Here is a 21,127-nt window from a genome sequence, read left to right on the forward strand (position 1 = left end):
CCTACAAACTTAAAGTAATTCTTCAAATACTTCGATAAGCGGCGGTTTTGTAAACGCTTTTGCCCATTATGCACAGCGCCTGTGGATAACTTTGTTGACAAGTGCCTCTTGACAAGTCCGAGACCTAATACCACAGCGGCTTACGGACAGACCAGGCATTTATTCGAAAAAAATAAATCCATGAAAATCAAGGACTTACAAACACCGTCTTGCACTTGCCGTTCATATTCCAATAAGTTTGATTCTCAATCAGAAAACGCCGGCGAATGTGTATAAGTCAGGTCCGACCGGCAAGGATGTGCATATTAGCTTATCCCGCTGCACAGATATGAACAGATAACGACAGATACGCGCACGATCAGCCGCGCATGGCACGACTCATTTCCTGCACCGCCTGCGCCAGGGTCGCCACGGCTTGCGGCGGGGTGTGCTGGGAGATGCCATGGCCCAGGTTGAAGACGTGGCCACTGCCGGGGCCAGGACGTCCGAATGACTCCAGCAGCTTGCGGACTTCAGCGCGGATGGCGTCGTCGCCGGCGAAGAGGACGTTGGGGTCCAGGTTGCCTTGCAGGGCGACCTTGTCGCCCACACGGCGCCGTGCGTCGCCCAGGTTGACGGTCCAGTCCAGGCCTACGGCGTCGGCGCCGATGGCGGCGATCTGCTCCAGCCACAGGCCACCGCCCTTGGTGAAGACAATCACCGGAATCTGCTGGCCATCCTGCTTGCGCTGGAGCTGGCTGACCACCTGCTGCATGTAGGCCAGGGAGAATTGCTGGTAGATGCCATCGGCCAACGCACCGCCCCAGGTATCGAAGATCATCACGGCCTGCGCACCGGCGGCAATCTGAGCATTCAGGTAGGCGGCTACCGCAGCGGCGTTGGTCTTGAGGATGTGATGCATCAGGTCAGGGCGGCTGTAGAGCATGCTCTTGACCAGGCGGAAATCGTCCGAGCCACCACCTTCGACCATGTAGCAGGCCAGCGTCCAGGGGCTGCCGGAGAAGCCGATCAGCGGAACCCGGCCATCGAGCTCGCGCCGGATCTGGGTGACCGCCTTGAAGACGTAATCCAGGCGCTCCAGGTCCGGGGCCTGCAGCGCACGGATCGCGGCTTCATCGCGCAGGGGACGCTCGAACTTGGGACCCTCGCCCTCTGCGAAATAGAGACCCAGGCCCATGGCGTCGGGAACGGTGAGGATGTCCGAGAACAGGATGGCGGCGTCCAGGGGATAGCGTTCCAGCGGCTGCAGCGTGACTTCGGTCGCGTAGTCCGGGTTGGTCGCCAGGCCCATGAAGGAACCTGCGCGACTGCGGGTGGCGCGGTATTCGGGTAGGTAGCGGCCGGCCTGGCGCATCAGCCACAGCGGCGTGTAGTCGGTGGGCTGGCGCAACAAGGCTCGCAGGAAGGTATCGTTCTTCAGCGGAGCGAAGGTGGACTGAGAGGTGGACGGAGACGTGGAAGAAGACATGGTCGGCCTGCAATGCGCTCTGAGGACAATCCGGCATTATCGCATCCTACGGGCGGGGCTTCCGGGCTAATTGTCGCTATCGGCGTGCGCTGATATTGATGCAGGTCGTGGCAGCGGGTTTTGCTATGATGGCCCGGCTGGCGAAGTGCTCGCCCAGCCGGCCTTTCAAATCAACAAGAACCGCACAAGAACCGAACAGAGATCGGGCCGATCCCGCGCAATCATCCACAAGGAGAATCCATGAAGAACACTATCCGCGCCGTCCTGCTGGCAGGTCTGGCTGTGCTGTCACTGACCTTGTCATCGGCCCGCGCCGAGGACAGCGTCCCGGCGTCGCGCCTGGACCAGGTACTCAAGGCAGGCAAGCTGCGCATCTGCATGACCGGCGACTACAAGCCCTTCACCTATTACCGGCCCGACCAGACCTTCGAGGGCATGGATGTGGAACTGGGGCAGGCGCTGGCCAAGTCGCTGGGCGTAGAGGCGCAGTTCGTCAAGACCACCTGGAGCACGTTGATGAACGACTTCATCGCCCAGTGCGACATCGCCATGGGTGGGGTCTCCATCACGCTGGACCGCGCCCGCAAGGCCGCCTTCTCGGAACCCACCATGGTGGATGGCAAGGCCCCCATCATCCGCTGTGCCGACAAGGACAAGTTCCGTAACTTCGACATGATCGACCAGCCGGGTACCCGCGCCATCGTCAATCCGGGCGGCACCAACGAGCGCTTCGCCCGTGCCCGCTACAAGCGCGCCACGCTCCTGCTGCACCCGGACAACGTGACGATCTTCCAGCAGATAGTGGATGGCAAGGCCGACGTGATGGTGACCGATGCCAGCGAGACCCTGTGGCAATCCAAGCTGCATCCTGAACTTTGCCCGGTGACTCCGGACCAGCCGCTGCAGTTCGCCGAAAAAGCCTACCTGCTGCCGCGTGGCGATGTGGCCTTCAAGGCGTATGTGGACACCTGGCTGCACCTGGCCAAGGCCACTGGCGAATACCAGCAGATCTTCGACAAGTGGCTGAAGTAGTCCGCCGGCATCCCGATGGCCAGGCGCTCAGTCGAACTTGAGGTTCTTCAGTTCCGGCTTGGCATCGGGGAATTTCAGCTTCAGCTTCTGCAGTGTTTCCAGGACCACATTGGCCACCAGCAGGTTGCGATGGGTCTTGGAATCCGCCGGCACCACATACCAGGGCGCATGCAGGGTACTGGTGGCACGCAGCACCTCCTGATAGCGCTGCTGGTAGGCATCCCAGAACTTGCGCTCGGCCAGATCCTGGGGATCGAATTTCCAGTGCTTGTTGGGGTCGTCGATGCGGGATTGCAGGCGTGATTTCTGCTCGGCCTTGGAGATGTGCAGGAAGAACTTCAACACCACCGTCCCGGTTTCCCACAGCATGCGCTCGAAATCGTTGATCTGGCGATAGCGCCGCTGGCATTCCTTGTCATCGATCCAGTCATGGACGCGGGTGATGAGCACGTCCTCGTAATGGCTGCGGTTGAACACCGCAATCTCCCCTGCTACCGGTACCTGCGCATGTACGCGCCACAGGTAATCGTGTGCCAGCTCGATGGCCGTCGGCCCCTTGAAGTTGGCGATGCGGATACCTTGGGGATTGACGGCGGCGAACACGTCATTGACGGTGCCATCCTTGCCGCTGGTATCCATGCCTTGCAGGATCACCAGCACCTTGTGCTTGTGACCGGCGTAGAGCATCTGCTGCTGCAGGCCGATCTTGGCGGCCAGGGCCTGGACGGTGGCCTTGTCCTTTTCCTTGTCGCCGCTGGAGAGGGGCTTGTTGGAGGCATCGCTCTCTTTCAGGACGAACTTGGGATGGACGGTGAATGGTGGGCCGATCTTCTTTGCCATGCTGTCTCGCTTTGTCGTTATCAGTGAATGTCCGTATTGCAGGTGGAGCCCTTTACAGCACGCCGTGCAATTCCCCCATGGCGTGCTCGATCTTGATGCACTTGTCCATGACGACCTTCAGGCCTGCGGCGCGGGCGCGGGCCGCCGCTGCTTCATTGACGATGTCCAGCTGCATCCAGACGCAGTCGGCACCGATGGCGATGGCTTCTTCCACCACCGGTGGGATGTCGGCCGACTTGCGGAAGCAATCCACGATGCTCACCCTCAGGCCCTGCCCCGCCAAGGCCGTGCTGGCCTCCTGCAAACTGGCGTGACACTGTTCGCCCAGTATGGTCTGCCCGGCGTACATGGGATTGACTGCAACGATGCGATAGCCCGCCGACTGGAGGTAGGCGGCCACGTCGAAGCTGGCCCGCTCCGGGCGGTTGGACAGTCCGACCACGGCGATGATGGGCTTGCCATTGACGCGTGAGGACAGGGCGGCGGAGGAAGAAGGCGAGACGGCTGAAGACATGTGTGCTCCTGCTGAGGATGAATGGGCGCTCGGGGCCCATATCATCTAAATGATTTACGCACGCCGATTTGGTTCGCCACGGCGCATCGAAGGGCTCACTTTACCCGAACATGAGCATGACGGCAGGCGTGCCGCCAGGCAGCTTGATACAGGTTAAGTAAGGCAGCCAGAAGGAGGTACGTCTGGGACGGGAAAGGTCGGCTTGCGCCGCAAGATGCAGTACAGAGTACGGCGACCGATTCGCGACGAGCATGGATGAGCATGAAAAAAGGCAGCCGAGGCTGCCTTTCGATTTACTGCCTTGGTCCCCACCGGAGTGAGGACACGCCGAGTGATCAGCGCTTCTGACGCAACTTCTGGATCGCAGCCAGCTGTGCCACTGCGGCGGCCAGTTCGGCCTGGGCTGCGGCGTGGTCGATCTTGGAGTCGCGATTGACCAGCGCTTCCTCGGCCAGACGCTTGGCTTCGGCGGCCTTGGCTTCGTCCAGGTCGGCACCACGGATCGCGGTGTCGGCCAGCACGGTCACGGCGTCCGGCTGCACTTCCAGCAGGCCACCGGCCACGAACACGAATTCCTCGTGCGCCTGACCCGACACCTTGATACGGACAGCACCTGGCTTGATGCGCGTGATCAGCGGGGTGTGACGTGGGTAGATACCCAGTTCACCCGCTTCGCCCGGCAACGCGACGAATTCCGCCTCGCCGGAGAAGATTTCCTCTTCCGCCGAGACCACGTCCACGTGAATAGTATGTGCCATGTCGTTTCCTAGTCGATGGACCGCCACCGTTAAGGGTGGCGGCGCCGAAAATCAAAGAATGCTTCCCTGCCCTGCCCGCTCCGCCAAACAGCGGAACCGGCCGGAGCCGGTCAGTCTTAGTTGATCTTCTTGGCTTTTTCGATTGCTTCTTCGATGGTACCGACCATGTAGAACGCTTGTTCCGGCAGGTGGTCCAGTTCGCCGCTGGCGATCATCTTGAAGCCCTTGATCGTGTCCTTCAGCGAAACGTACTTGCCCGGGGAACCGGTGAACACTTCGGCGACGTGGAAGGGCTGCGACAGGAAACGTTGCATCTTACGTGCACGTGCCACCAGCAGCTTGTCTTCCGGAGCCAGTTCGTCCATGCCCAGAATCGCGATGATGTCGCGCAGTTCCTTGTAGCGCTGCAGGGTACCCTGGACCGCGCGGGCGGTCTCGTAGTGTTCCTGGCCGACCACTTGCGGGTCCAGCTGGCGCGAGGTCGAGTCCAGCGGATCGACGGCGGGGTAGATACCCAGCGAGGCGATGTCACGGGACAGAACGACGGTCGAGTCCAAGTGGGCGAAGGTGGTTGCCGGCGACGGGTCGGTCAAGTCATCCGCAGGGACGTAGACGGCCTGGATCGAGGTGATCGAGCCGGTCTTGGTCGAGGTGATGCGCTCTTGCAGACGGCCCATTTCTTCGGCCAGCGTCGGCTGGTAGCCCACGGCGGACGGCATACGACCCAGCAGCGCGGACACTTCGGTACCGGCCAGGGTGTAACGGTAGATGTTGTCGACGAAGAACAGAACGTCCTTGCCTTCATCACGGAAGCCTTCGGCGATGGTCAGGCCGGTCAGCGCCACGCGCAGACGGTTGCCCGGCGGTTCGTTCATCTGACCGTAGACCATGGCCACCTTGGAGTTGGCCGGGTTTTCCAGGTCCACCACCTTGGCTTCTGCCATTTCGTGATAGAAGTCGTTACCTTCACGGGTACGCTCACCAACACCGGCGAACACGGACAGACCGCTGTGCGCCTTGGCGATGTTGTTGATCAGTTCCATCATGTTCACGGTCTTGCCGACACCGGCGCCACCGAACAGACCGACCTTACCACCCTTGGCGAACGGGCAGACCAGGTCAATCACCTTGATGCCGGTTTCCAGCAGCTCTTGCGACGGCGACAGTTCGTCGTATGCAGGAGCCTTGCGGTGGATCGAAGCGGTTTGCTCGTGCGAGACAGGACCGCATTCATCGATCGGGTTGCCCAGCACGTCCATGATGCGGCCCAGGGTCGCGGTGCCGACCGGCACCGTGATTGCCTTGCCGGTGTTCGAGATGGTCAGGCCGCGGCGCAGACCGTCCGACGAACCGAGCGCAATGGTACGAACCACGCCGTCACCCAGCTGCTGCTGGACTTCCAGGGTCAGATCCGAACCTTCCAATTTCAAGGCATCGTAAACCTTGGGCATCGCATCGCGGGGAAACTCCACGTCCACCACAGCGCCGATACACTGAACGATTTTGCCATCAGCCATTTTCGTTCCTTCAATAGATAAAATTTAAATTCTGTTTCGCTGCGCTACGTTAGCTGATCAGCCAACTGCGGCCGCACCGGCGACGATTTCCGACAGTTCCTTGGTAATCGCGGCCTGACGAGTCTTGTTGTAGACCAACTTCAACTCGCCGATCACGCTACCGGCGTTGTCGCTCGCCGCCTTCATCGCCACCATGCGCGCCGATTGCTCGGACGCCATGTTCTCGGCGACGGCCTGATAGATCAGTGCTTCGACGTAACGCACCAGCAGCTCGTCCACCACGGATTGCACATCGGGCTCATAGATGTAGTCCCAGGAGTGCGCACCCTCGTCAGCCTTGAGCTTGTCGCTGGTCAGCGGCAGCAGCTGCTGCAGGGTGGCTTCCTGCTTCATCGTGTTGATGAACTTGGTGTACACCAGGTACACCGCGTCCAGCTTGCCTTCCTGGTATGCGTCGAGCAGCACCTTGACGGGGCCGATCAGCTTTTCCAGGTGAGGCGTATCGCCCAGTTGCGTCACGTTGGCGGCCACGCGGGCGCCGATACGATTCAGAAAACCCAGACCCTTGTTGCCAATGGCGACGGTCTCGATGGACTTGCCTTGGCCTTCCAGTTCACGGAACTTGGTGGTCAACAGACGCAGCGAGTTGGTGTTCATGCCGCCGCACAGACCCTTGTCGGTCGTGACGACGATGAAACCAACGCGCTTGGCCGTATCCTGCTGGACCATGAACGGGTGCACGTACTCCGGATTGGCCTGCGACAGGTTGGCCGCAATGTTGCGGATCTTGTCGCTGTACGGGCGGGCTGCGTGCATCCGGTCCTGCGCCTTGCGCATTTTGGATGCCGCGACCATTTCCATCGCCTTGGTGATCTTCTTCGTATTTTCTACGCTCTTGATCTTGCCACGTATCTCTTTACCTGTAGCCATGAGTAAGACTCCTTATAGCTTCAGTAAAAATTAGTACGCGCCGGATTTCTTGAAGTCAGCGATGGCGGCCGCCAGGGCTGCTTCAGCATCCTTATCCAGTTGCTTGGTGTCTTCGATCTTCTTGAGCAGGTCAGCGTGGCTGGTCTTCATGAAGTTGTGCAGACCGGCTTCGAAGGCCAGTATCTTCTTCACTTCGACGTCGTCCATGTAGCCCTTGTTGACGGCGAACAGGGTCACGGCCATGATCGAGATCGACTGCGGGGTGTACTGAGCCTGCTTCAGCAGTTCGGTCACACGTGCACCGCGGTCCAGCTGCTTGCGGGTGGCTTCGTCCAGGTCGGAAGCGAACTGCGCGAAGGCAGCCAGTTCACGGTACTGTGCCAGGTCGGTACGGATACCGCCGGACAGATTCTTGATGACCTTGGTCTGGGCAGCACCACCGACGCGCGACACCGAGATACCGGCGTTGATCGCAGGACGGATACCGGCGTTGAACAGCGAGGTTTCCAGGAAGATCTGGCCGTCGGTGATCGAGATCACGTTGGTCGGAACGAAGGCCGACACGTCACCCGCCTGGGTTTCGATGATCGGCAGTGCGGTCAGGGAACCGGTCTGGCCCTTGACTTCACCGTTGGTGAACTTCTCGACGTAGTCGGCGTTCACGCGGGCAGCACGTTCCAGCAGGCGGCTGTGCAGGTAGAACACGTCGCCAGGGTAGGCTTCACGGCCCGGCGGACGGCGCAGCAGCAGCGACACCTGACGGTAGGCCACGGCTTGCTTGGACAGGTCGTCATAGACGATCAGGGCATCTTGACCGCGGTCGCGGAAGTATTCGCCCATGGCGCAACCCGAGTAGGCCGAAACGTATTGCATCGCAGCCGATTCGGAGGCGGTAGCGGCCACGACGATGGTGTATTCCATCGCGCCGTGCGCTTCCAGTGCGCGCACCACGTTCTTGACCGACGAAGCCTTCTGGCCGATCGCGACGTAGATGCAGGTCATGTTCTGACCCTTTTGATTGATGATGGCGTCGATCGCGACAGCGGTCTTGCCGGTCTGGCGGTCGCCAATGATCAGCTCGCGCTGGCCGCGGCCGACGGGCACCATGGAGTCGATCGACTTCAGGCCGGTCTGCATCGGTTGCGACACGGACTGACGCGCGATCACGCCCGGAGCGATCTTTTCGATCGGGGCGGTCAGCTTGGCGTTGATCGGACCCTTGCCGTCGATCGGCTGGCCCAGTGCGTTGACCACGCGGCCCTTCAGTTCAGGGCCGATGGGCACTTCCAGGATGCGGCCGGTGCACTTGACAACGTCGCCTTCGGAAATGTGTTCGTATTCGCCCAGGATAACGGCGCCCACCGAGTCACGCTCCAGGTTCAGCGCCAGGCCGAAGGTGTTGCCCGGGAATTCCAGCATCTCACCTTGCATCACGTCGGACAGACCATGGATACGGCAGATACCGTCGGACACGGAAATGACCGTGCCCTGATTGCGAATCTCAGCGGTATCGCCAAGGCCTTGGATCCGGCTCTTGATCAGCTCGCTGATTTCAGATGCGTTGAGTTGCATACTAACTCCTAAAAATTGTTCTTTCGCTTAGCCAGCCAGAGGCACTTACGCGGCCAGAGCAGCTTGCAGCTGCTGCAGCTTCGCGCGCACGGAGGTATCGAACACTTCATCGCCGACCACAACGCGCACACCACCGATCAGGCTGCTGTCCACCGTCACCGAAGGGTTCAGCTTGCGGCCGAACTTCTTCTCCAGTGCCGAGACCACATCCTTGACCTGGGCATCGCTGAGCTCGAAGGCGCTGACGATGTTGGCATCGGCCGAACCTTCCGATGCGTTCTTGAGCGCATGGAATTGTTGGGCGATTTCCGGCAGCAGCACCAGACGGCCATTGTCAGCCAGCGTCTTGACGAAGTTCTGCGCCTCGACGGACAGCGGGGTCTTCAAGGCGGCAGCGAAGACGTCAGCCAGCTTGTCATGGGATACGGAAGGGTTCTGCGCCAGGGCCTGCACCTCAGGATGCGCTGCCACCTGGGCCATCTCGTCGACGAGATCGGACCAGGCTGCCAGGCTGCCTGCCTTGGCCACACGGAACAAGGCTTCAGCGTAAGGACGAGCGATCGTTGCGAGTTCGGCCATATTACAGCTCTGTCTTCAGTTGATTCAGCAAGTCGGCGTGGGCCGCAGCATTCACTTCGCGCTTGAGGATGTGTTCCGCGCCCTTGACGGCGAGCGTTGCGACCTGGCCGCGCAGTTCTTCACGCGCCTGGTTCACTTGCTGTTGGGCGTCGGCACGCGCAGCGGCGACGATGCGGGCTGCTTCTTCAGCGGCCGTCTTCTTCGCTTCTTCGATGATCAGCTGAGCGCGCTTTTCGGCTTCGCCGATACGCTTCTGGCCTTCATCACGTGCCGATGCCAGTTCGCCCTGGATGCGCTTTTCGGCGGCGGCCAGATCGGCCTTACCGCGGTCAGCGGCTGCCAGCCCGTCCGCAATCTTCTTGGCGCGTTCGTCGAGCGCCTTGATCAACGGCGGCCACACGAATTTCATCGTGAAGCCGGCGAGGATGAAGAAGACCACGAACTGCGCAATCAATGTTGCATTTAAGTTCACGGTAATTTCCTTCTCAGAATAACGAGTGCCGGAACCAATCGTCCGGCAGATGAGAATCGGCTATGAAGCGCGAATTACTTGGCGATGAACGGATTTGCGAATGCGAACAGCATGGCGATACCAACGCCGATCAGGAAGGCGGCGTCGATCAGGCCGGCCAGCAGGAACATCTTGGTTTGCAGGGTGTTCATCAGTTCAGGCTGACGTGCGGATGCTTCGAGGTACTTACCGCCCATGATCGCGATACCGATACAAGCGCCGATAGCACCCAGGCCAATGATCAAACCGCAAGCCAGAGCAACGAAAGAGACATCAGTCATGACAATTCCTTAAGAAAAGTTAATTAAATACAAAACCAAAAAACAAACTGAAAAACAGGTACTGCAAGCCTTGTGTTAGTGCGCTTCGTGCGCCTGGCCCAGGTAAACCAGTGTCAACATCATGAAGATGAATGCTTGGAGCAACACGATCAGGATGTGGAAAATTGCCCAGATAGAACCGGCGATCACATGGCCGATGAAGCCGAATGCGGTCGCGGTCGATCCCAGCAATGCGATCAGCAGGAACAACAGTTCGCCTGCGTACATGTTGCCGAACAGTCGCATGCCCAGGGACACGGTCTTGGCGGCGAATTCGATGATGTTCAGCAGCAGGTTGAACGGCGCCAGGTAGATGCCGAACGGTGCTGCGAACAGTTCGTGGATGAAGCCACCGGCACCCTTGATCTTGACGCTGTAATACAGCATCAGGGCCAGCACGCCCAGGGCGATGCCCAGGGTGCCGTTGAGGTCGGCGGTCGGAACGATGCGGTGGTGCATTTCACCCAGGCCGAACAGGCCCAGGATGCCGGAGGCCAGGTCCACCGGCAGGAAGTCCAGCGAGTTCATCAGGGCAACCCAGACGAACACGGTCAGTGCCACCGGAGCGATGAAGGTGCGGTCGCCATGCACGATGGCCTTGGACTGGTCTTCGACCATTTCCACGACCATCTCGACGAAGGCCTGGAAGCGGCCCGGCACGCCCGAGGTCGCCTTGCGGGCGGCCAGGAACATGAAGAAGCAGGCAATCACGCCGCAGAACACGGACCAGAAAATGGTGTCCACGTTCAGGATCGAGAAATCGACGATCTTGGTCTGGTGATGGGTGGAAAGGTGTCCAAGGTGGTGGACAATATATTCAGAGGCTGTCGGCGCGTGCTCAGCGGCTTCTACGGTCATGGTCGGTGTCTAAACAGTAAAATGAAATAACTCTTAAGCACCACGATGAAGCTCAGCAGAAATGCGAGCCAATTGACACCGTGGTACAACCAAACGGTCGCGCCCATGAGCGCAAACGTCGTAGCAATCTTGATAAATTCCCCGAAGAAAAAGGCCATCGGGTTGGTACCACCGGGTTTCTGTGCACTGACATGGAGTCGCAGGGCAAACAGGGCGTTGGGGACGACACAGCAAATCCCGCCCAGCAGAGCAGACCAAAGCGCCGAAAGTCCACCCAACATGCCTGCGACCAAAGCAGCGACGACCGTGGCTACGAGCTGCAAGAGAATGATGCGCAGCATATCTATCCAATATCGTGCATGCGCCGCACCCCTTAAGGGCAGACGGCAGCTTAAAAGCCCGGCGATTATAAAGGTTCGTTTTCCGGTAAGTCAAACCTTTTGCGGCCAGATCGGGGCCTTATCTGGGGCACTTCGCGGCGAGTTGTGGCAAAAAGGCAGCCACTTCGATTTTTTGCACTGCAACAAGAACGATTGCTGATCCATGCATGGCAGCCATCCTCTTTTCGCGCGGAGCGGGTTCTCCCCTGCTGACTGTTTGTTCAGGTTTGCACAAGCTGCACTGAAATTGCTGGCAAGAATGCACAAAAGGCCAAAAACGGCGCCGGTTTTGCGAACAGCGCCCAATTTAATCAAAAATGTCCTGCAGGGCCAGAAAAATATCCCGCAAATTCAATGATTTACGGAAATTAGCCGGGCGCTCGCAATCGAGCGGCGATTGTACTGACATTTTGTCAGGAAGTTGGAAGTTGTCAGACGACCAAGCTCGCGTTCGAGGTCATATGTTGCAGCACAGCGAAGCAACTCAAGAAACGTGAGCCCGGACCGCGACGGGCAGGATCGGCCCGCCTGGCATGCAGTAGAAATACGGTCTTCAGATCAGGCCCAGGTTCAGGCCCTTGAGTGTGGCTGCAGCCCGCGTAGAACAATGCAGCTTGCGGAAAATGCTCTCCACGTGGGTACGCACCGTGGACGGGCTGATCTGCATCACCCGGGCGGCTTCCTTGTTGCTTTCACCAAGGCTGATGCGCCGCAACACCTCGACCTCGCGTTCCGACAGCAACCCTTTGCGGACCGGCACGGGCAAGGAATTGCCGGCGTCGCCTGCGGCGGCAGCGAGCACCCAGCGCACGGCATCGGCGTCGAACAGGCCGTCCGCCGCCTGCTGAGTGAGCAGGTCGGCAGCCTCGCCCATGGTCAACGCGGCCCGCCATGGGCGGCGGGCGCAGAGCGCGGCGTGGGCGGCAGCCACCGCCAGCAGGCGCGCGGGTTGGCCGAGGGTATCGCGGTCCAACCCGCGGAAATAGCCCGTGCCATCCAGGCGCTCATAGAGTTGGGAGGCCAGGGCCGTGTGCTCGCGCAGGGCCGGAATCAATGCGCCGGCGCGCGCCGTCCAGTAGGGTGCCAGGCGGATGCGCTCCCAGTCGTCCACGCCAGGACGCCCCGCGCGCTCCCAGATGGTGTTGGAAACGGAAACCCGACCGATGCCGTGGAGCAAGGCGGCACGCACCAGCCCTTGCTGTTGCAAGGGTGGCAGACCCGCCAGCGCGGCAGCCCGCGCAGCCAGTTCGCTGACGCGACGCGAATAACCGGTCAACCAAGGCAGCTTCAGTTCGATCAGGTCCGCCACGATGCTCAGCGGCACCTCATGGGCGGGCAGCTCACCAGAGGATGCCAGCGTGTCCTGCCCGTCCAGCACAGCCAGCCATGCGCCGGCCTGCGCTGCCACGCGTTCTGCCAACGGTGCCGGGTATTTGATGCCGCCGGAGGCAAGCACCATGCGGATGGCACTGTCGGTACCGTGCGTGCGGCCCAGGATGTCGAGGTCGCCCGCCAGGCTGGTGTAATACACCAGCGCCGGCACCTGGTCGCCGCTCCTTGTTGTTGTGGCGCCCCGCTGCCGTCGAAGTGCTCCCAGACATGGCGCAGTCCGGCCTCCACCGCGGGCGGCAGGCCCAGCATGCCGGCCACATCGCCGGCGACCTCGCAATGGATGCGCGCCAGCGGTTCGATATTGGAAAAGGTCAGCGGATGGTCTGGCGGCAAGCCATGACGCAGCATGGCCTCCCGACCACCGACGTCGTCGCCCAGCAGGTTGGCGAAACCTGCGGCATTGGCGGTGCAGCCCGACCAGCGCAGCAAGGCCACCAGGCGCGCATGCAGGATGTCTTGCGCACCGGCGCCGTCCAGCTGTGCCACCTGGGCCGCCAACCGTGCGGCGCGCTGCGACTGGGCGGGGGGTTGCCCCATGCTGAGATCGCCCACCAGCGCCAGGACATGCACTGCCACCTCGGCGGAAATCATCGGAACACCGCAGGCAAGCGGATCGGAGGCAGCCAGATCGCTGGCTGGGGCAGGCGCGGCACTGCCGGATGAAATGACGTCGGGAAGCATCCCGACACTGTAGCGGCAACTCCGAGCCTGAGGCAATCAACTCTTCGGTTAATGGGCAGGGCCGGCATGAGGGGCCACTATCGCCGCGCACACCCGCTGCCACCCCGGGTCGGTCAATTGACCGATACCGGTGGCCGGAGCGCATTCCTATACTGGCCTCACTGAAACGAACACCCCAACCACCTTCCCAAGGAGAACATCATGAAAGCAACTTCCCGCCTCTTCAGCCTCAAGACCGGCCTCGGCATGCTCGCCGTCGCCGCCGCCTTCACCGGCAGCAGCGCCATGGCTGCCGAACCTGCCGAAAAGCCATCGGTGGTGATCGTCCACGGCGCCTTCGCCGACGGCTCCGACTGGGCCAAGGTGATCCCGTTGCTGCAAGCCAAGGGTATCAAGGTCACTGCCGTGCAGAATCCGCTGACCTCGCTGGCCGACGACGTGGCTGCAGCCAAGCGCGCCATCGACAACCAACCGGGCAAGGTGGTGCTGGTCGGCCACTCCTGGGGCGGCACCGTAATCACCGAGGCCGGCAACAATGACAAGGTCGCCAGCCTGGTGTATGTGGCCGCCTTCGCACCGGACGCCGGCCAGGCCACCGGCGATCTGGGCAAGGACCTGCCGGTTCCCCCGGGCATTGCCAAGCTGTCCGTGGACAAGGCCGGCTTCGCCAGCTTGCCGCCGGCCGCTCTGGCCGCTGACTTTGCCCAGGATGTGCCGGCCAAGCAGGCTGCCGTGATGGCCGCGACCCAAGGTCCGATCGCCCTGAAAGCCTTCGGCGACAAGGTCGAGACCGCCGCCTGGAAGACCCGTCCCAGCTGGTACATCGTCAGCAAGAACGACCGCATGATCCAGCCCGACCTGGAACGCGCCTTCGCCAAGCAGATCAACGCCAAGACCACCGAACTGCCGACCAGCCATGTGCCGCAGCAATCGCGTCCGGCCGACGTGGCCAAGGTGATCCTGGATGCCGTGGCGGCCACCAAGTAAGCAGGCTGCCCCCCCTGCCCCGGCTGCTTCGGCCGGGGCAGCGGCACACCCGGCTGCCTTGCCGGATTTCAGCGCATGCAGACCGAGCCGGCGGACGATTGCGTCCAAATGCTGCGAACCGACCTGCGACTCTGACATAATCGCGCTATCCCGTACCAATCAACAGGACCAGCATGATTACCCTCGTCAACCTGCAGGTTGTCTGCCGCCGTCAACCCTGCTGAACCGGGCCGCCCCATGATTTTCATCACTGGCGGTGCCGGCTTCATCGGCAGCAACTTCATCCTCGACTGGTTGACGCAGAGCACGGCCGAACCCGTGCTCAACATCGACAAGCTGACCTACGCCGGCAATCCCTATAACCTGGATGCGGTCGAGAAAGATACGCGCTATGCCTTTGTGCAAGCCGATATCTGCGATGAGACAGCGATGGCTACCTTGCTCTCGCGCTACCGCCCACGCGCGATCATTCACTTCGCCGCCGAAAGCCACGTCGATCGTTCCATCCGCAGTCCCGACGAGTTCATCCGTACCAACGTCAATGGCACCTTCAATCTGCTCAACAGGGCGTTGCAGTATTGGCTGACGCTGCCGGGCCCGGAAAAAACGGACTTCCGCTTCCTGCACATCTCCACCGATGAAGTCTATGGCAGCCTGGCGCCGGAAGATGCGCCATTTACGGAAGCTTCACCGTATGCGCCCAATAGCCTCTACTCGGCGTCCAAGGCGGCATCCGACCATCTGGTGCGGGCCTATCATCAAACCTATGGATTGCCGACGCTGACCACCAACTGCTCCAACAACTACGGGCCCTTTCACTTCCCGGAAAAGCTGATCCCGCTGGTCATTTCCAACGCCCTCGCGGGAAATCCCCTTCCTGTCTACGGCGACGGCATGCAGATCCGGGACTGGCTGTTCGTGACCGATCACTGTGCCGCATTGCGAACAGTTCTGGCCAACGGTACGGTAGGCGAGACCTACAACATCGGCGGGGGCAACGAACATACCAATCTGCACGTGGTGCACACCCTCTGCGATATCCTGGATGAACTCGCGGCGCGACCGCAAGGCAGCTATCGCGACCTGATCACCTTCGTCAAGGACCGGCCCGGACATGATCGTCGCTATGCCATCGACGCAGGAAAGATCAAACGCGAACTGGGCTGGCAACCGGCGGAATCCTTCGAGACCGGCATCCGCAAAACGGTGCAGTGGTATCTGGCGCATGGTGAATGGGTACGCCAGGTGCGCTCGGGCGATTACCTGAACTGGCTGCGGCAGCAATACGGCGATCATCCACCGGGAGCACTGATATGAGCGATACGACCCCGCCGGTGCGCCGCAAGGGCATCATCCTCGCCGGAGGCTCTGGCACGCGGCTTTACCCGGCCACCCAGGTTGCCTCCAAACAGCTCATGCCGATCTACGACAAGCCGATGGTGTACTACCCGCTATCGAGCCTGATGCTGGCCGGCATCCGAGATATCCTGCTCATTTCCACTCCGCGCGATACGCCGCGCTTTGCCGAACTGCTGGGAGACGGCCGGCAATGGGGCCTGCAGATCCGTTATGCGGTACAGGCCTCGCCCGACGGACTGGCGCAGGCTTTCCTGATCGGCCAGGATTTCATCGGCAATGATCCTTGTGCGCTCATTCTGGGAGACAACATATTCTACGGACGCGACCTGGAACCGCCGATGCGCCAGGCCAATGCTCGCACCGATGGCGCGACCATCTTTGCCTACCATGTACAGGATCCGGAACGCTACGGTGTGGTCGAATTCGACCCGTCACGCCGGGTAATCGGCATCGAAGAAAAACCGGCGCAGCCGAAATCCAATTTCGCAGTGACCGGCCTCTACTTCTACGACAACCAGGTGGTCGACATTGCCCGCACCATCCGCCCCTCGGCGCGTGGGGAGCTGGAAATCACCGATATCAACCGCAGCTACCTGGCAAGTGGGCAATTGCATGTGGAACTGATGGGACGCGGCATCGCCTGGCTCGATACCGGCACCCATGAATCGCTGCTGGATGCAGGCCAGTTCATCGCCACCATCGAAAAGCGTCAGGGCCTGAAAGTCGCCTGCCCGGAAGAGATCGCCTATCGTCGAGGCTATATCGATGCCCTCCAGCTGGAGAGGCTTGCCGAGCCGTTGAAGAACAATGCCTATGGCAAGTATCTGCTTCAGCTGCTGACCGAAATGAGTTATTAACTGCCATCGCGGCTACCATTCCATGCTGGTCACCCCCACTCCCCTAGCGGGCCTGATGCTGATCCAACCCCAGGTCTTCAGCGACAGTCGCGGCTTCTTCTACGAAAGCTTCAACGAGCGCGACTTCCGCGCACGGACCGGGGCCGATGCCCGTTTCGTACAGGATAACCACTCCCTCTCCGCGCGCGGTGTCGTGCGCGGTCTGCACTACCAGCTCCCGCAGGCACAGGGCAAGCTGGTGCGGGTCACCCGGGGTGCAGTGCTGGATGTAGTGCTTGATATCCGTCGCAGCTCGCCTACTTTCGGTCAGTGGTTCAGCCAGGTGCTGAGCGCAAGCAACAAGCTGCAACTCTGGCTGCCTGCGGGATTCGCGCATGGATTCTCGGTCCTGGAAGATGAGACCGAATGCCTTTACAAGACCACCGATTACTGGATTCCGGAACAGGAACACACCATTCTCTGGAATGACCCGGCGTTGGCCATCGATTGGCAACTGCAAGGGGAACCTATCCTGTCCGACAAGGATAGAAACGGGATTCCGCTGGCGCAGGCCGCGGTGTTCGAATGAAGCGCTTGCGCATCCTGCTCACTGGCGCATCGGGGCAGGTGGGCCAAGCGTTGGCGCAACGACTGTATGGCGCAGAACTATTCACTCCCACACGCTCCGAGCTGAATCTTGAAGACAGTGCGGCCATCCTCCGCTACGTGGACCGGACCCGTCCCGACCTGATCATCAATCCGGCGGCCTACACTGCTGTCGACAAGGCCGAAAGCGAACCTGAGGTGGCCATTGCCATCAACGCCGTCGCCCCCCGGGTACTGGCGCGCGCGGCCCGGCACCACGGTATCGGGCTGATTCACTTCTCGACCGATTATGTGTTTGATGGCATGCAGTCTGAACCCTACCGGGAAGATGACCTGACGGCACCACTGAACGTCTACGGTCGCAGCAAGCGGGATGGTGAGATCGCCGTGCTGGAAGAGTGCGATGCCGCCTGGATACTGCGAACGAGCTGGGTCTATTCTGCCCACGGCCGCAATTTCCTGAACACCATCCTGCAACTTGCGCAGCAGCGCAGGCAGTTGAACATTGTTGCCGACCAGTGGGGAGCGCCGACCTGGGCTCGCACGATAGCCGACGTCGTAGCGCGCATGCTGGGGGACGACGGCAGGATGACGCTGAGCTCTCGCATGCAACACACCCGCGGCGTGTATCACCTCAGCTCGCGCGGCGCCACCAACTGGCAGCAGTACGCCTGCCGCATTGTGGAAGCCATGCCTGCCCTGGGCCTGCAGGCACAGCTATCGCCCGCCGAGGTGGCGCCCATTTCGAGTGCGGCGTATCCGACGCCGGCGCAACGTCCGAGCAATTCCCGCTTGTGCACGGACAAGCTCACGCGCGTTTTCGGCATCATTCTTCCCGACTGGGACCAGGCGCTGGATGAGTGTCTGCGCGAAATGAAACAAGAAATGGGACAAGACTAAGCGTCAATGCCGTGCGGCCCATCCGCAGCCTGCAGGCTGAGAGACATATCAAACATCTCACAATGTCGACCTGCGCCGGCTGGACATTGATATCGCGCAAAGTATTTGCCGTATAAGCAAAGGATAATATTTCCCAGCAGAATACGTTGCAGTTTTGATAATTTTGTATCGCGTGGGTGTCTGCTTTGCCGGAATGACCAATCCTTTTCAAGACTGGCTGAAGGCGCTTCCGACAGGACGGCCCGACATTGCAGGGCACAGGGCGGCGGGCAGGTGACGGCGAAGGGGAGAAAGTGGCGCGGCTGGCGGGGATCGAACCCACGACCCTTGGCTTCGGAGGCCAATACTCTATCCACTGAGCTACAGCCGCGCTGACGGGGCGAACCCCGGAAAGGCCTGAAGGATACCCCCTTTCCCTCTGGACGTCCATGGCACTGGCGGTTTTTCCGTGTCAAACGGAAAGCATTGTGACTATAATCAAGAGTTCGGCGAGAGAGCGCAATGAAAGCCCTGCCTGATCCTAGTTCCACGCAATGCCAGGCGATACAAAGGGAACCGACGTTTTCCGCCCCAATTTCGAGGAAACATTACGGAGGGACGCCAATGAGCTCAGCTCAGCATGAACACGAGTCGGCAATCAAGACTCCCAAGCAATTGATCGCAGCGGTAGTCGCAGGTTTTATGGTCCCCATCGTGTGCATCGTGCTACTGGTGCAGTACGTGACCAACGGCCAGAAGACCGGTGCCGGCTCCGACAGTCAGACGCCCGAGATGATCGCGGCGCGCATCAAGCCCGTCTCCGATGACGGCTTCACTTTCCGCGATGCCAACGGCCCCAAGCAACTGCTTTCGGGCGAAGAAGTCTACAAGACCACCTGTGCCGCCTGCCATGGCGCCGGCGTGGCAGGTGCCCCCAAGGTGGGGGATGCCGCTTCCTGGCAAGCCCGGATCGCACAAGGCTATGACACCCTGGTCACGCACGCCATCAACGGTCTGCGCGCCATGCCCGCCAAGGGCGGCAACCCGGACCTGGACGATGTGGAAATCCAGCGTACCGTGGCCTACATGGCCAACCAGTCCGGCGGCAAGTTCAAGGAACCGGAAGCAAAGGCGCCCGCCGCCGCTGAAGGTGCCGCACCCGCTGCAGACACACCTGCCAAGTAAGACCTGCATCCCACCGGAAATCATACGTCCGCAAAAAAAATCCCCGAATCGAATTCGGGGATTTTTCATTTGCGGCCGCCCTGTCATGCTGCCAAGGCGCCAGTTGCCGGCGGTGCGCATGGCACCTTCCAGCTGGCCATCTCAAGCTCAATAACGCGGCGGAGGCGGCGGGGGATAGCCACCCGGCGCATAGCCTGCAGGAGCTTGCTGGGCGGGTGCTGCAGCCTGTTGCTCGGCCACGAAGATTTCCACACGACGGTTCTTGGCGCGGTTGGCATCCGAATTGTTGGGCACCAGCGGCTCATGTGAACCACGCCCCATGATCACGAAACGATTGGCCGCTACGCCGCGCGAGCTCAGGTAGTCGCGGGTACGGGCTGCACGCTGTTGCGACAGCGGGTCGTTGATGGCATCACTGCCGGTGTTGTCGGTGTGGCCAACGATGGTGACCGTGGTCGCCGGATTTTCCACCAGCGTGGCGGCGAAACGATCCAGCACCGGACGCATCTCGGGCTTGATGTCGGCACGACCCGTATCAAAGGAGATGTCACTCGGGATTTCCAGCTTCAGGCGGTTGTCCGCAGTCTGGGTGACCTGCACGCCAGTGCCCTGGGTTGCCTGTTCCATGGCGCGCTTCTGGTTTTCCATACGGTTGGACCAGATGTTGCCCGCTACCGCGCCGATGGCGCCACCAATGGCCGCACCACCCAGGGCGCGTCCGCCACCACCACCACCGGTGGCTGCGCCGATGATGCCACCCAGGCCGGCACCGATACCTGCACCGGTAGCCGTGCCACGTTGCGTCGGGCTCATGTCGGCGCAGCCGGAAAGCGCCAGCACACCGGCGATCGCCGCAATGGAGAGTTTCTTCATGTCATGTCCTTTCTTGTCTTTTAGTTTTGTCGTCCGGGCCATTAGCCGGTCTTCCTCAGAGCATTCGCCGACCCGATATGTTCCTGCTTGGGAGATACACCCGCCAAATTACAAAGGCATCCGGATGAACGGATGCCTTTGGGTGAAACGGCCGGTGCAAACAGAACCAAACAGAACTAGTCAGGCTGCGACGGTCCTTCCAGTTCCACCGTCTCGTTGCCGCCCGACCCGCCGCGCTGGCTGAAATAATAGGCCAGCCCACCCACGGCGGCGATGACGCCTCCCATCATCAGCGGCTTGCGCAGCCAGCGACGCGACAGCAGCGAAGCACCTGTCATCAGCAATGGCGTCACCGTCTGCAGATTCAGGTTGCCCAGCCCGCCGCTGCTGATCGACTTGATCGACTGCACCGTCTTGCCGCCGCCAAACAGCGAAGCGGCAAAATGGCCAACGCGGCTCAAGGCCCCCTTGGCCAGCGACTCGGCGCTGAGATTTTCGCGCACCACCTCACGCGACTCCATCACGCCCAGCCGATACAGCGCACCCTGCGCCAGTACCTTGCGCTTGCGCTCCTCATGGGTCATGCCGTGATCCAGGTCTGTCATGCTGTCCTCGTTCTGATGGAAAACTTGCACTTACAACAGCGCATCACGATCCTTGCGCAGCTCGGTCATGGTCTGCGGCAGCGAAAGCTTGCCCTGCTGCAGCACCGAGCGGGCGTACCACACCAGCCCGACCGTCGCCGCAGTAAAAAAGGCGCCCAGCAGGGCCAGGATCTTCCAGCCCCAGGCGTCCCAGGCCAGCATCACGATCAGCACCGACCAGAAGGCGATGGCAAACCACAAGCCCACCGCCGCCAGCACGAAGATGACAGCAAAGCGCAGCAGGTTGGCACCGATTTCGGACATCTCCAGCGATGCCAGCTCGATACGGCTGATGATCAGGCCGAGCAGGTTCTTGGCCAGGCCCAGGAGCCCCGCCGTCAATCCGGGGTGGGCGGCCTGGGCGGTGGAGGCCGCCGGACTTTCCTTGTGGGGCGTCGCCATCGGC

Annotated in this window: 24 protein-coding genes and 1 tRNA gene; 7 read left to right on the forward strand and 18 right to left on the reverse strand. The window is 60.9% G+C overall.

Annotated features, from left to right (window positions below; translation table 11 throughout):
* Window positions 1–358 precede the first annotated feature (358 nt).
* Entirely contained in the window at window positions 359–1,468 is a 1,110-nt protein-coding gene (gene hemE / locus BTM36_RS10620) for a uroporphyrinogen decarboxylase (protein ID WP_077236242.1), read from the reverse strand.
* Between the two features lie 240 nt (window positions 1,469–1,708).
* Between hemE and BTM36_RS10625 the strand changes: the two genes are divergently transcribed.
* A complete protein-coding gene (locus tag BTM36_RS10625) occupies window positions 1,709–2,500 on the forward strand; it encodes a transporter substrate-binding domain-containing protein (RefSeq protein ID WP_077236243.1) in 792 nt (263 codons plus the stop codon).
* A gap of 27 nt (window positions 2,501–2,527) precedes the next feature.
* On the opposite strand, the gene BTM36_RS10630 is transcribed toward BTM36_RS10625, so the two are convergent.
* The 13 genes from BTM36_RS10630 to BTM36_RS29430 all read right to left on the reverse strand — a co-directional run bounded on the left by BTM36_RS10630 (window position 2,528) and on the right by BTM36_RS29430 (window position 13,262).
* Window positions 2,528–3,340 (reverse strand): polyphosphate kinase 2 family protein, encoded by an 813-nt coding sequence (locus tag BTM36_RS10630; protein ID WP_077236244.1) that lies wholly within the window; start codon window positions 3,338–3,340, stop codon window positions 2,528–2,530.
* 52 nt (window positions 3,341–3,392) lie between these two features.
* Window positions 3,393–3,854 (reverse strand): CoA-binding protein, encoded by a 462-nt coding sequence (locus tag BTM36_RS10635; protein ID WP_006461341.1) that lies wholly within the window; start codon window positions 3,852–3,854, stop codon window positions 3,393–3,395.
* 335 nt (window positions 3,855–4,189) lie between these two features.
* On the reverse strand, window positions 4,190–4,612 hold the full coding sequence (locus BTM36_RS10640) for a F0F1 ATP synthase subunit epsilon (protein ID WP_006461340.1): 423 nt from the start codon (window positions 4,610–4,612) through the stop codon (window positions 4,190–4,192).
* Window positions 4,613–4,728: 116 nt separating this feature from the next.
* Window positions 4,729–6,129, reverse strand: a complete 1,401-nt coding sequence (atpD, locus tag BTM36_RS10645; protein WP_006461339.1) for a F0F1 ATP synthase subunit beta — start codon at window positions 6,127–6,129, stop codon at window positions 4,729–4,731.
* 57 nt (window positions 6,130–6,186) lie between these two features.
* On the reverse strand, window positions 6,187–7,059 hold the full coding sequence (gene atpG / locus BTM36_RS10650; RefSeq protein ID WP_077236245.1) for a F0F1 ATP synthase subunit gamma: 873 nt from the start codon (window positions 7,057–7,059) through the stop codon (window positions 6,187–6,189).
* A gap of 30 nt (window positions 7,060–7,089) precedes the next feature.
* Window positions 7,090–8,631: a F0F1 ATP synthase subunit alpha gene (gene atpA / locus BTM36_RS10655; RefSeq protein WP_006461337.1), complete on the reverse strand. Its 1,542-nt coding sequence runs from the start codon at window positions 8,629–8,631 to the stop codon at window positions 7,090–7,092.
* Between the two features lie 45 nt (window positions 8,632–8,676).
* Window positions 8,677–9,210 carry a F0F1 ATP synthase subunit delta gene (locus tag BTM36_RS10660; RefSeq protein ID WP_077236246.1) on the reverse strand — a complete coding sequence of 178 codons (534 nt, stop codon included), beginning with the start codon at window positions 9,208–9,210 and terminating at the stop codon, window positions 8,677–8,679.
* Between the two features lies 1 nt (window position 9,211).
* On the reverse strand, window positions 9,212–9,682 hold the full coding sequence (locus tag BTM36_RS10665) for a F0F1 ATP synthase subunit B (protein WP_006461335.1): 471 nt from the start codon (window positions 9,680–9,682) through the stop codon (window positions 9,212–9,214).
* 74 nt (window positions 9,683–9,756) lie between these two features.
* A complete protein-coding gene (atpE, locus tag BTM36_RS10670; protein WP_006461334.1) occupies window positions 9,757–10,002 on the reverse strand; it encodes a F0F1 ATP synthase subunit C in 246 nt (81 codons plus the stop codon).
* A 75-nt stretch (window positions 10,003–10,077) separates the two neighbouring features.
* Window positions 10,078–10,899 carry a F0F1 ATP synthase subunit A gene (atpB, locus tag BTM36_RS10675; protein WP_006461331.1) on the reverse strand — a complete coding sequence of 274 codons (822 nt, stop codon included), beginning with the start codon at window positions 10,897–10,899 and terminating at the stop codon, window positions 10,078–10,080.
* Window positions 10,896–11,240: an ATP synthase subunit I gene (locus BTM36_RS10680; RefSeq protein WP_077236247.1), complete on the reverse strand. Its 345-nt coding sequence runs from the start codon at window positions 11,238–11,240 to the stop codon at window positions 10,896–10,898. Before BTM36_RS10680 ends, atpB begins: the two co-directional genes overlap by 4 nt.
* Window positions 11,241–11,832: 592 nt before the next feature.
* The gene (locus tag BTM36_RS29425; RefSeq protein WP_306460537.1) at window positions 11,833–12,687 is read right to left on the reverse strand and encodes an HD domain-containing phosphohydrolase; all 855 of its coding nucleotides are present in this window, start codon (window positions 12,685–12,687) and stop codon (window positions 11,833–11,835) included.
* Window positions 12,594–13,262, reverse strand: coding sequence for a hypothetical protein (locus tag BTM36_RS29430; protein WP_306460536.1), 669 nt, complete (start codon window positions 13,260–13,262; stop codon window positions 12,594–12,596). Before BTM36_RS29430 ends, BTM36_RS29425 begins: the two co-directional genes overlap by 94 nt.
* A gap of 291 nt (window positions 13,263–13,553) precedes the next feature.
* Here BTM36_RS29430 and BTM36_RS10690 point away from each other — a divergent pair, with 291 nt between their 5' ends.
* The 5 genes from BTM36_RS10690 (at window position 13,554) to rfbD (ending at window position 18,040) form a co-directional block, all read left to right on the forward strand.
* Entirely contained in the window at window positions 13,554–14,339 is a 786-nt protein-coding gene (locus BTM36_RS10690; RefSeq protein WP_077236248.1) for an alpha/beta fold hydrolase, read from the forward strand.
* Window positions 14,340–14,576: 237 nt separating this feature from the next.
* Window positions 14,577–15,656, forward strand: coding sequence for a dTDP-glucose 4,6-dehydratase (rfbB, locus tag BTM36_RS10695; protein WP_077236249.1), 1,080 nt, complete (start codon window positions 14,577–14,579; stop codon window positions 15,654–15,656).
* Window positions 15,653–16,555 carry a glucose-1-phosphate thymidylyltransferase RfbA gene (gene rfbA, locus BTM36_RS10700; RefSeq protein ID WP_077236250.1) on the forward strand — a complete coding sequence of 301 codons (903 nt, stop codon included), beginning with the start codon at window positions 15,653–15,655 and terminating at the stop codon, window positions 16,553–16,555. The genes rfbB and rfbA overlap by 4 nt, the downstream gene beginning before the upstream one ends.
* 22 nt (window positions 16,556–16,577) lie before the next feature.
* Complete coding sequence (gene rfbC / locus BTM36_RS10705) at window positions 16,578–17,123, forward strand: dTDP-4-dehydrorhamnose 3,5-epimerase (protein ID WP_077236251.1); 546 nt, start codon at window positions 16,578–16,580, stop codon at window positions 17,121–17,123.
* Window positions 17,120–18,040, forward strand: coding sequence for a dTDP-4-dehydrorhamnose reductase (gene rfbD / locus BTM36_RS10710; RefSeq protein ID WP_077236252.1), 921 nt, complete (start codon window positions 17,120–17,122; stop codon window positions 18,038–18,040). Before rfbC ends, rfbD begins: the two co-directional genes overlap by 4 nt.
* A 294-nt stretch (window positions 18,041–18,334) precedes the next feature.
* On the opposite strand, the gene BTM36_RS10715 is transcribed toward rfbD, so the two are convergent.
* Window positions 18,335–18,410, reverse strand: a tRNA-Arg gene (locus tag BTM36_RS10715).
* Window positions 18,411–18,643: 233 nt separating this feature from the next.
* Between BTM36_RS10715 and BTM36_RS10720 the strand changes: the two genes are divergently transcribed.
* On the forward strand, window positions 18,644–19,204 hold the full coding sequence (locus BTM36_RS10720) for a cytochrome c5 family protein (RefSeq protein ID WP_077236253.1): 561 nt from the start codon (window positions 18,644–18,646) through the stop codon (window positions 19,202–19,204).
* A 147-nt stretch (window positions 19,205–19,351) separates the two neighbouring features.
* On the opposite strand, the gene BTM36_RS10725 is transcribed toward BTM36_RS10720, so the two are convergent.
* From BTM36_RS10725 to BTM36_RS10735, 3 genes are all read right to left on the reverse strand, one after another.
* Window positions 19,352–20,077 carry an OmpA family protein gene (locus BTM36_RS10725; protein WP_006461322.1) on the reverse strand — a complete coding sequence of 242 codons (726 nt, stop codon included), beginning with the start codon at window positions 20,075–20,077 and terminating at the stop codon, window positions 19,352–19,354.
* Between the two features lie 176 nt (window positions 20,078–20,253).
* Window positions 20,254–20,682: a hypothetical protein gene (locus BTM36_RS10730; protein WP_077236254.1), complete on the reverse strand. Its 429-nt coding sequence runs from the start codon at window positions 20,680–20,682 to the stop codon at window positions 20,254–20,256.
* 30 nt (window positions 20,683–20,712) lie between these two features.
* Window positions 20,713–21,123, reverse strand: a complete 411-nt coding sequence (locus BTM36_RS10735) for a phage holin family protein (RefSeq protein WP_006461320.1) — start codon at window positions 21,121–21,123, stop codon at window positions 20,713–20,715.
* Window positions 21,124–21,127 lie beyond the last annotated feature (4 nt).

Origin of the sequence: Herbaspirillum sp. VT-16-41 (assembly GCF_001994935.1) — a bacterium.
Lineage (GTDB): Bacteria > Pseudomonadota > Gammaproteobacteria > Burkholderiales > Burkholderiaceae_D > Herbaspirillum > Herbaspirillum frisingense.

Coding starts and splice junctions, on each gene's coding strand:
- hemE (WP_077236242.1), bottom strand. CDS start 1,468: ATGTCTTCTTCCACGTCTCCGTCCACCTCTCAGTCCACCTTCGCTCCG.
- rfbB (WP_077236249.1), top strand. CDS start 14,577: ATGATTTTCATCACTGGCGGTGCCGGCTTCATCGGCAGCAACTTCATC.
- BTM36_RS10635 (WP_006461341.1), bottom strand. CDS start 3,854: ATGTCTTCAGCCGTCTCGCCTTCTTCCTCCGCCGCCCTGTCCTCACGC.
- BTM36_RS10690 (WP_077236248.1), top strand. CDS start 13,554: ATGAAAGCAACTTCCCGCCTCTTCAGCCTCAAGACCGGCCTCGGCATG.
- BTM36_RS10725 (WP_006461322.1), bottom strand. CDS start 20,077: ATGAAGAAACTCTCCATTGCGGCGATCGCCGGTGTGCTGGCGCTTTCC.
- BTM36_RS10735 (WP_006461320.1), bottom strand. CDS start 21,123: ATGGCGACGCCCCACAAGGAAAGTCCGGCGGCCTCCACCGCCCAGGCC.
- atpD (WP_006461339.1), bottom strand. CDS start 6,129: ATGGCTGATGGCAAAATCGTTCAGTGTATCGGCGCTGTGGTGGACGTG.
- BTM36_RS10640 (WP_006461340.1), bottom strand. CDS start 4,612: ATGGCACATACTATTCACGTGGACGTGGTCTCGGCGGAAGAGGAAATC.
- BTM36_RS10630 (WP_077236244.1), bottom strand. CDS start 3,340: ATGGCAAAGAAGATCGGCCCACCATTCACCGTCCATCCCAAGTTCGTC.
- atpE (WP_006461334.1), bottom strand. CDS start 10,002: ATGACTGATGTCTCTTTCGTTGCTCTGGCTTGCGGTTTGATCATTGGC.
- rfbA (WP_077236250.1), top strand. CDS start 15,653: ATGAGCGATACGACCCCGCCGGTGCGCCGCAAGGGCATCATCCTCGCC.
- BTM36_RS10625 (WP_077236243.1), top strand. CDS start 1,709: ATGAAGAACACTATCCGCGCCGTCCTGCTGGCAGGTCTGGCTGTGCTG.
- BTM36_RS10660 (WP_077236246.1), bottom strand. CDS start 9,210: ATGGCCGAACTCGCAACGATCGCTCGTCCTTACGCTGAAGCCTTGTTC.
- atpB (WP_006461331.1), bottom strand. CDS start 10,899: ATGACCGTAGAAGCCGCTGAGCACGCGCCGACAGCCTCTGAATATATT.
- atpA (WP_006461337.1), bottom strand. CDS start 8,631: ATGCAACTCAACGCATCTGAAATCAGCGAGCTGATCAAGAGCCGGATC.
- BTM36_RS10730 (WP_077236254.1), bottom strand. CDS start 20,682: ATGACAGACCTGGATCACGGCATGACCCATGAGGAGCGCAAGCGCAAG.
- rfbC (WP_077236251.1), top strand. CDS start 16,578: ATGCTGGTCACCCCCACTCCCCTAGCGGGCCTGATGCTGATCCAACCC.
- BTM36_RS29430 (WP_306460536.1), bottom strand. CDS start 13,262: ATGATTTCCGCCGAGGTGGCAGTGCATGTCCTGGCGCTGGTGGGCGAT.
- BTM36_RS10720 (WP_077236253.1), top strand. CDS start 18,644: ATGAGCTCAGCTCAGCATGAACACGAGTCGGCAATCAAGACTCCCAAG.
- rfbD (WP_077236252.1), top strand. CDS start 17,120: ATGAAGCGCTTGCGCATCCTGCTCACTGGCGCATCGGGGCAGGTGGGC.
- atpG (WP_077236245.1), bottom strand. CDS start 7,059: ATGGCTACAGGTAAAGAGATACGTGGCAAGATCAAGAGCGTAGAAAAT.
- BTM36_RS10680 (WP_077236247.1), bottom strand. CDS start 11,240: ATGCTGCGCATCATTCTCTTGCAGCTCGTAGCCACGGTCGTCGCTGCT.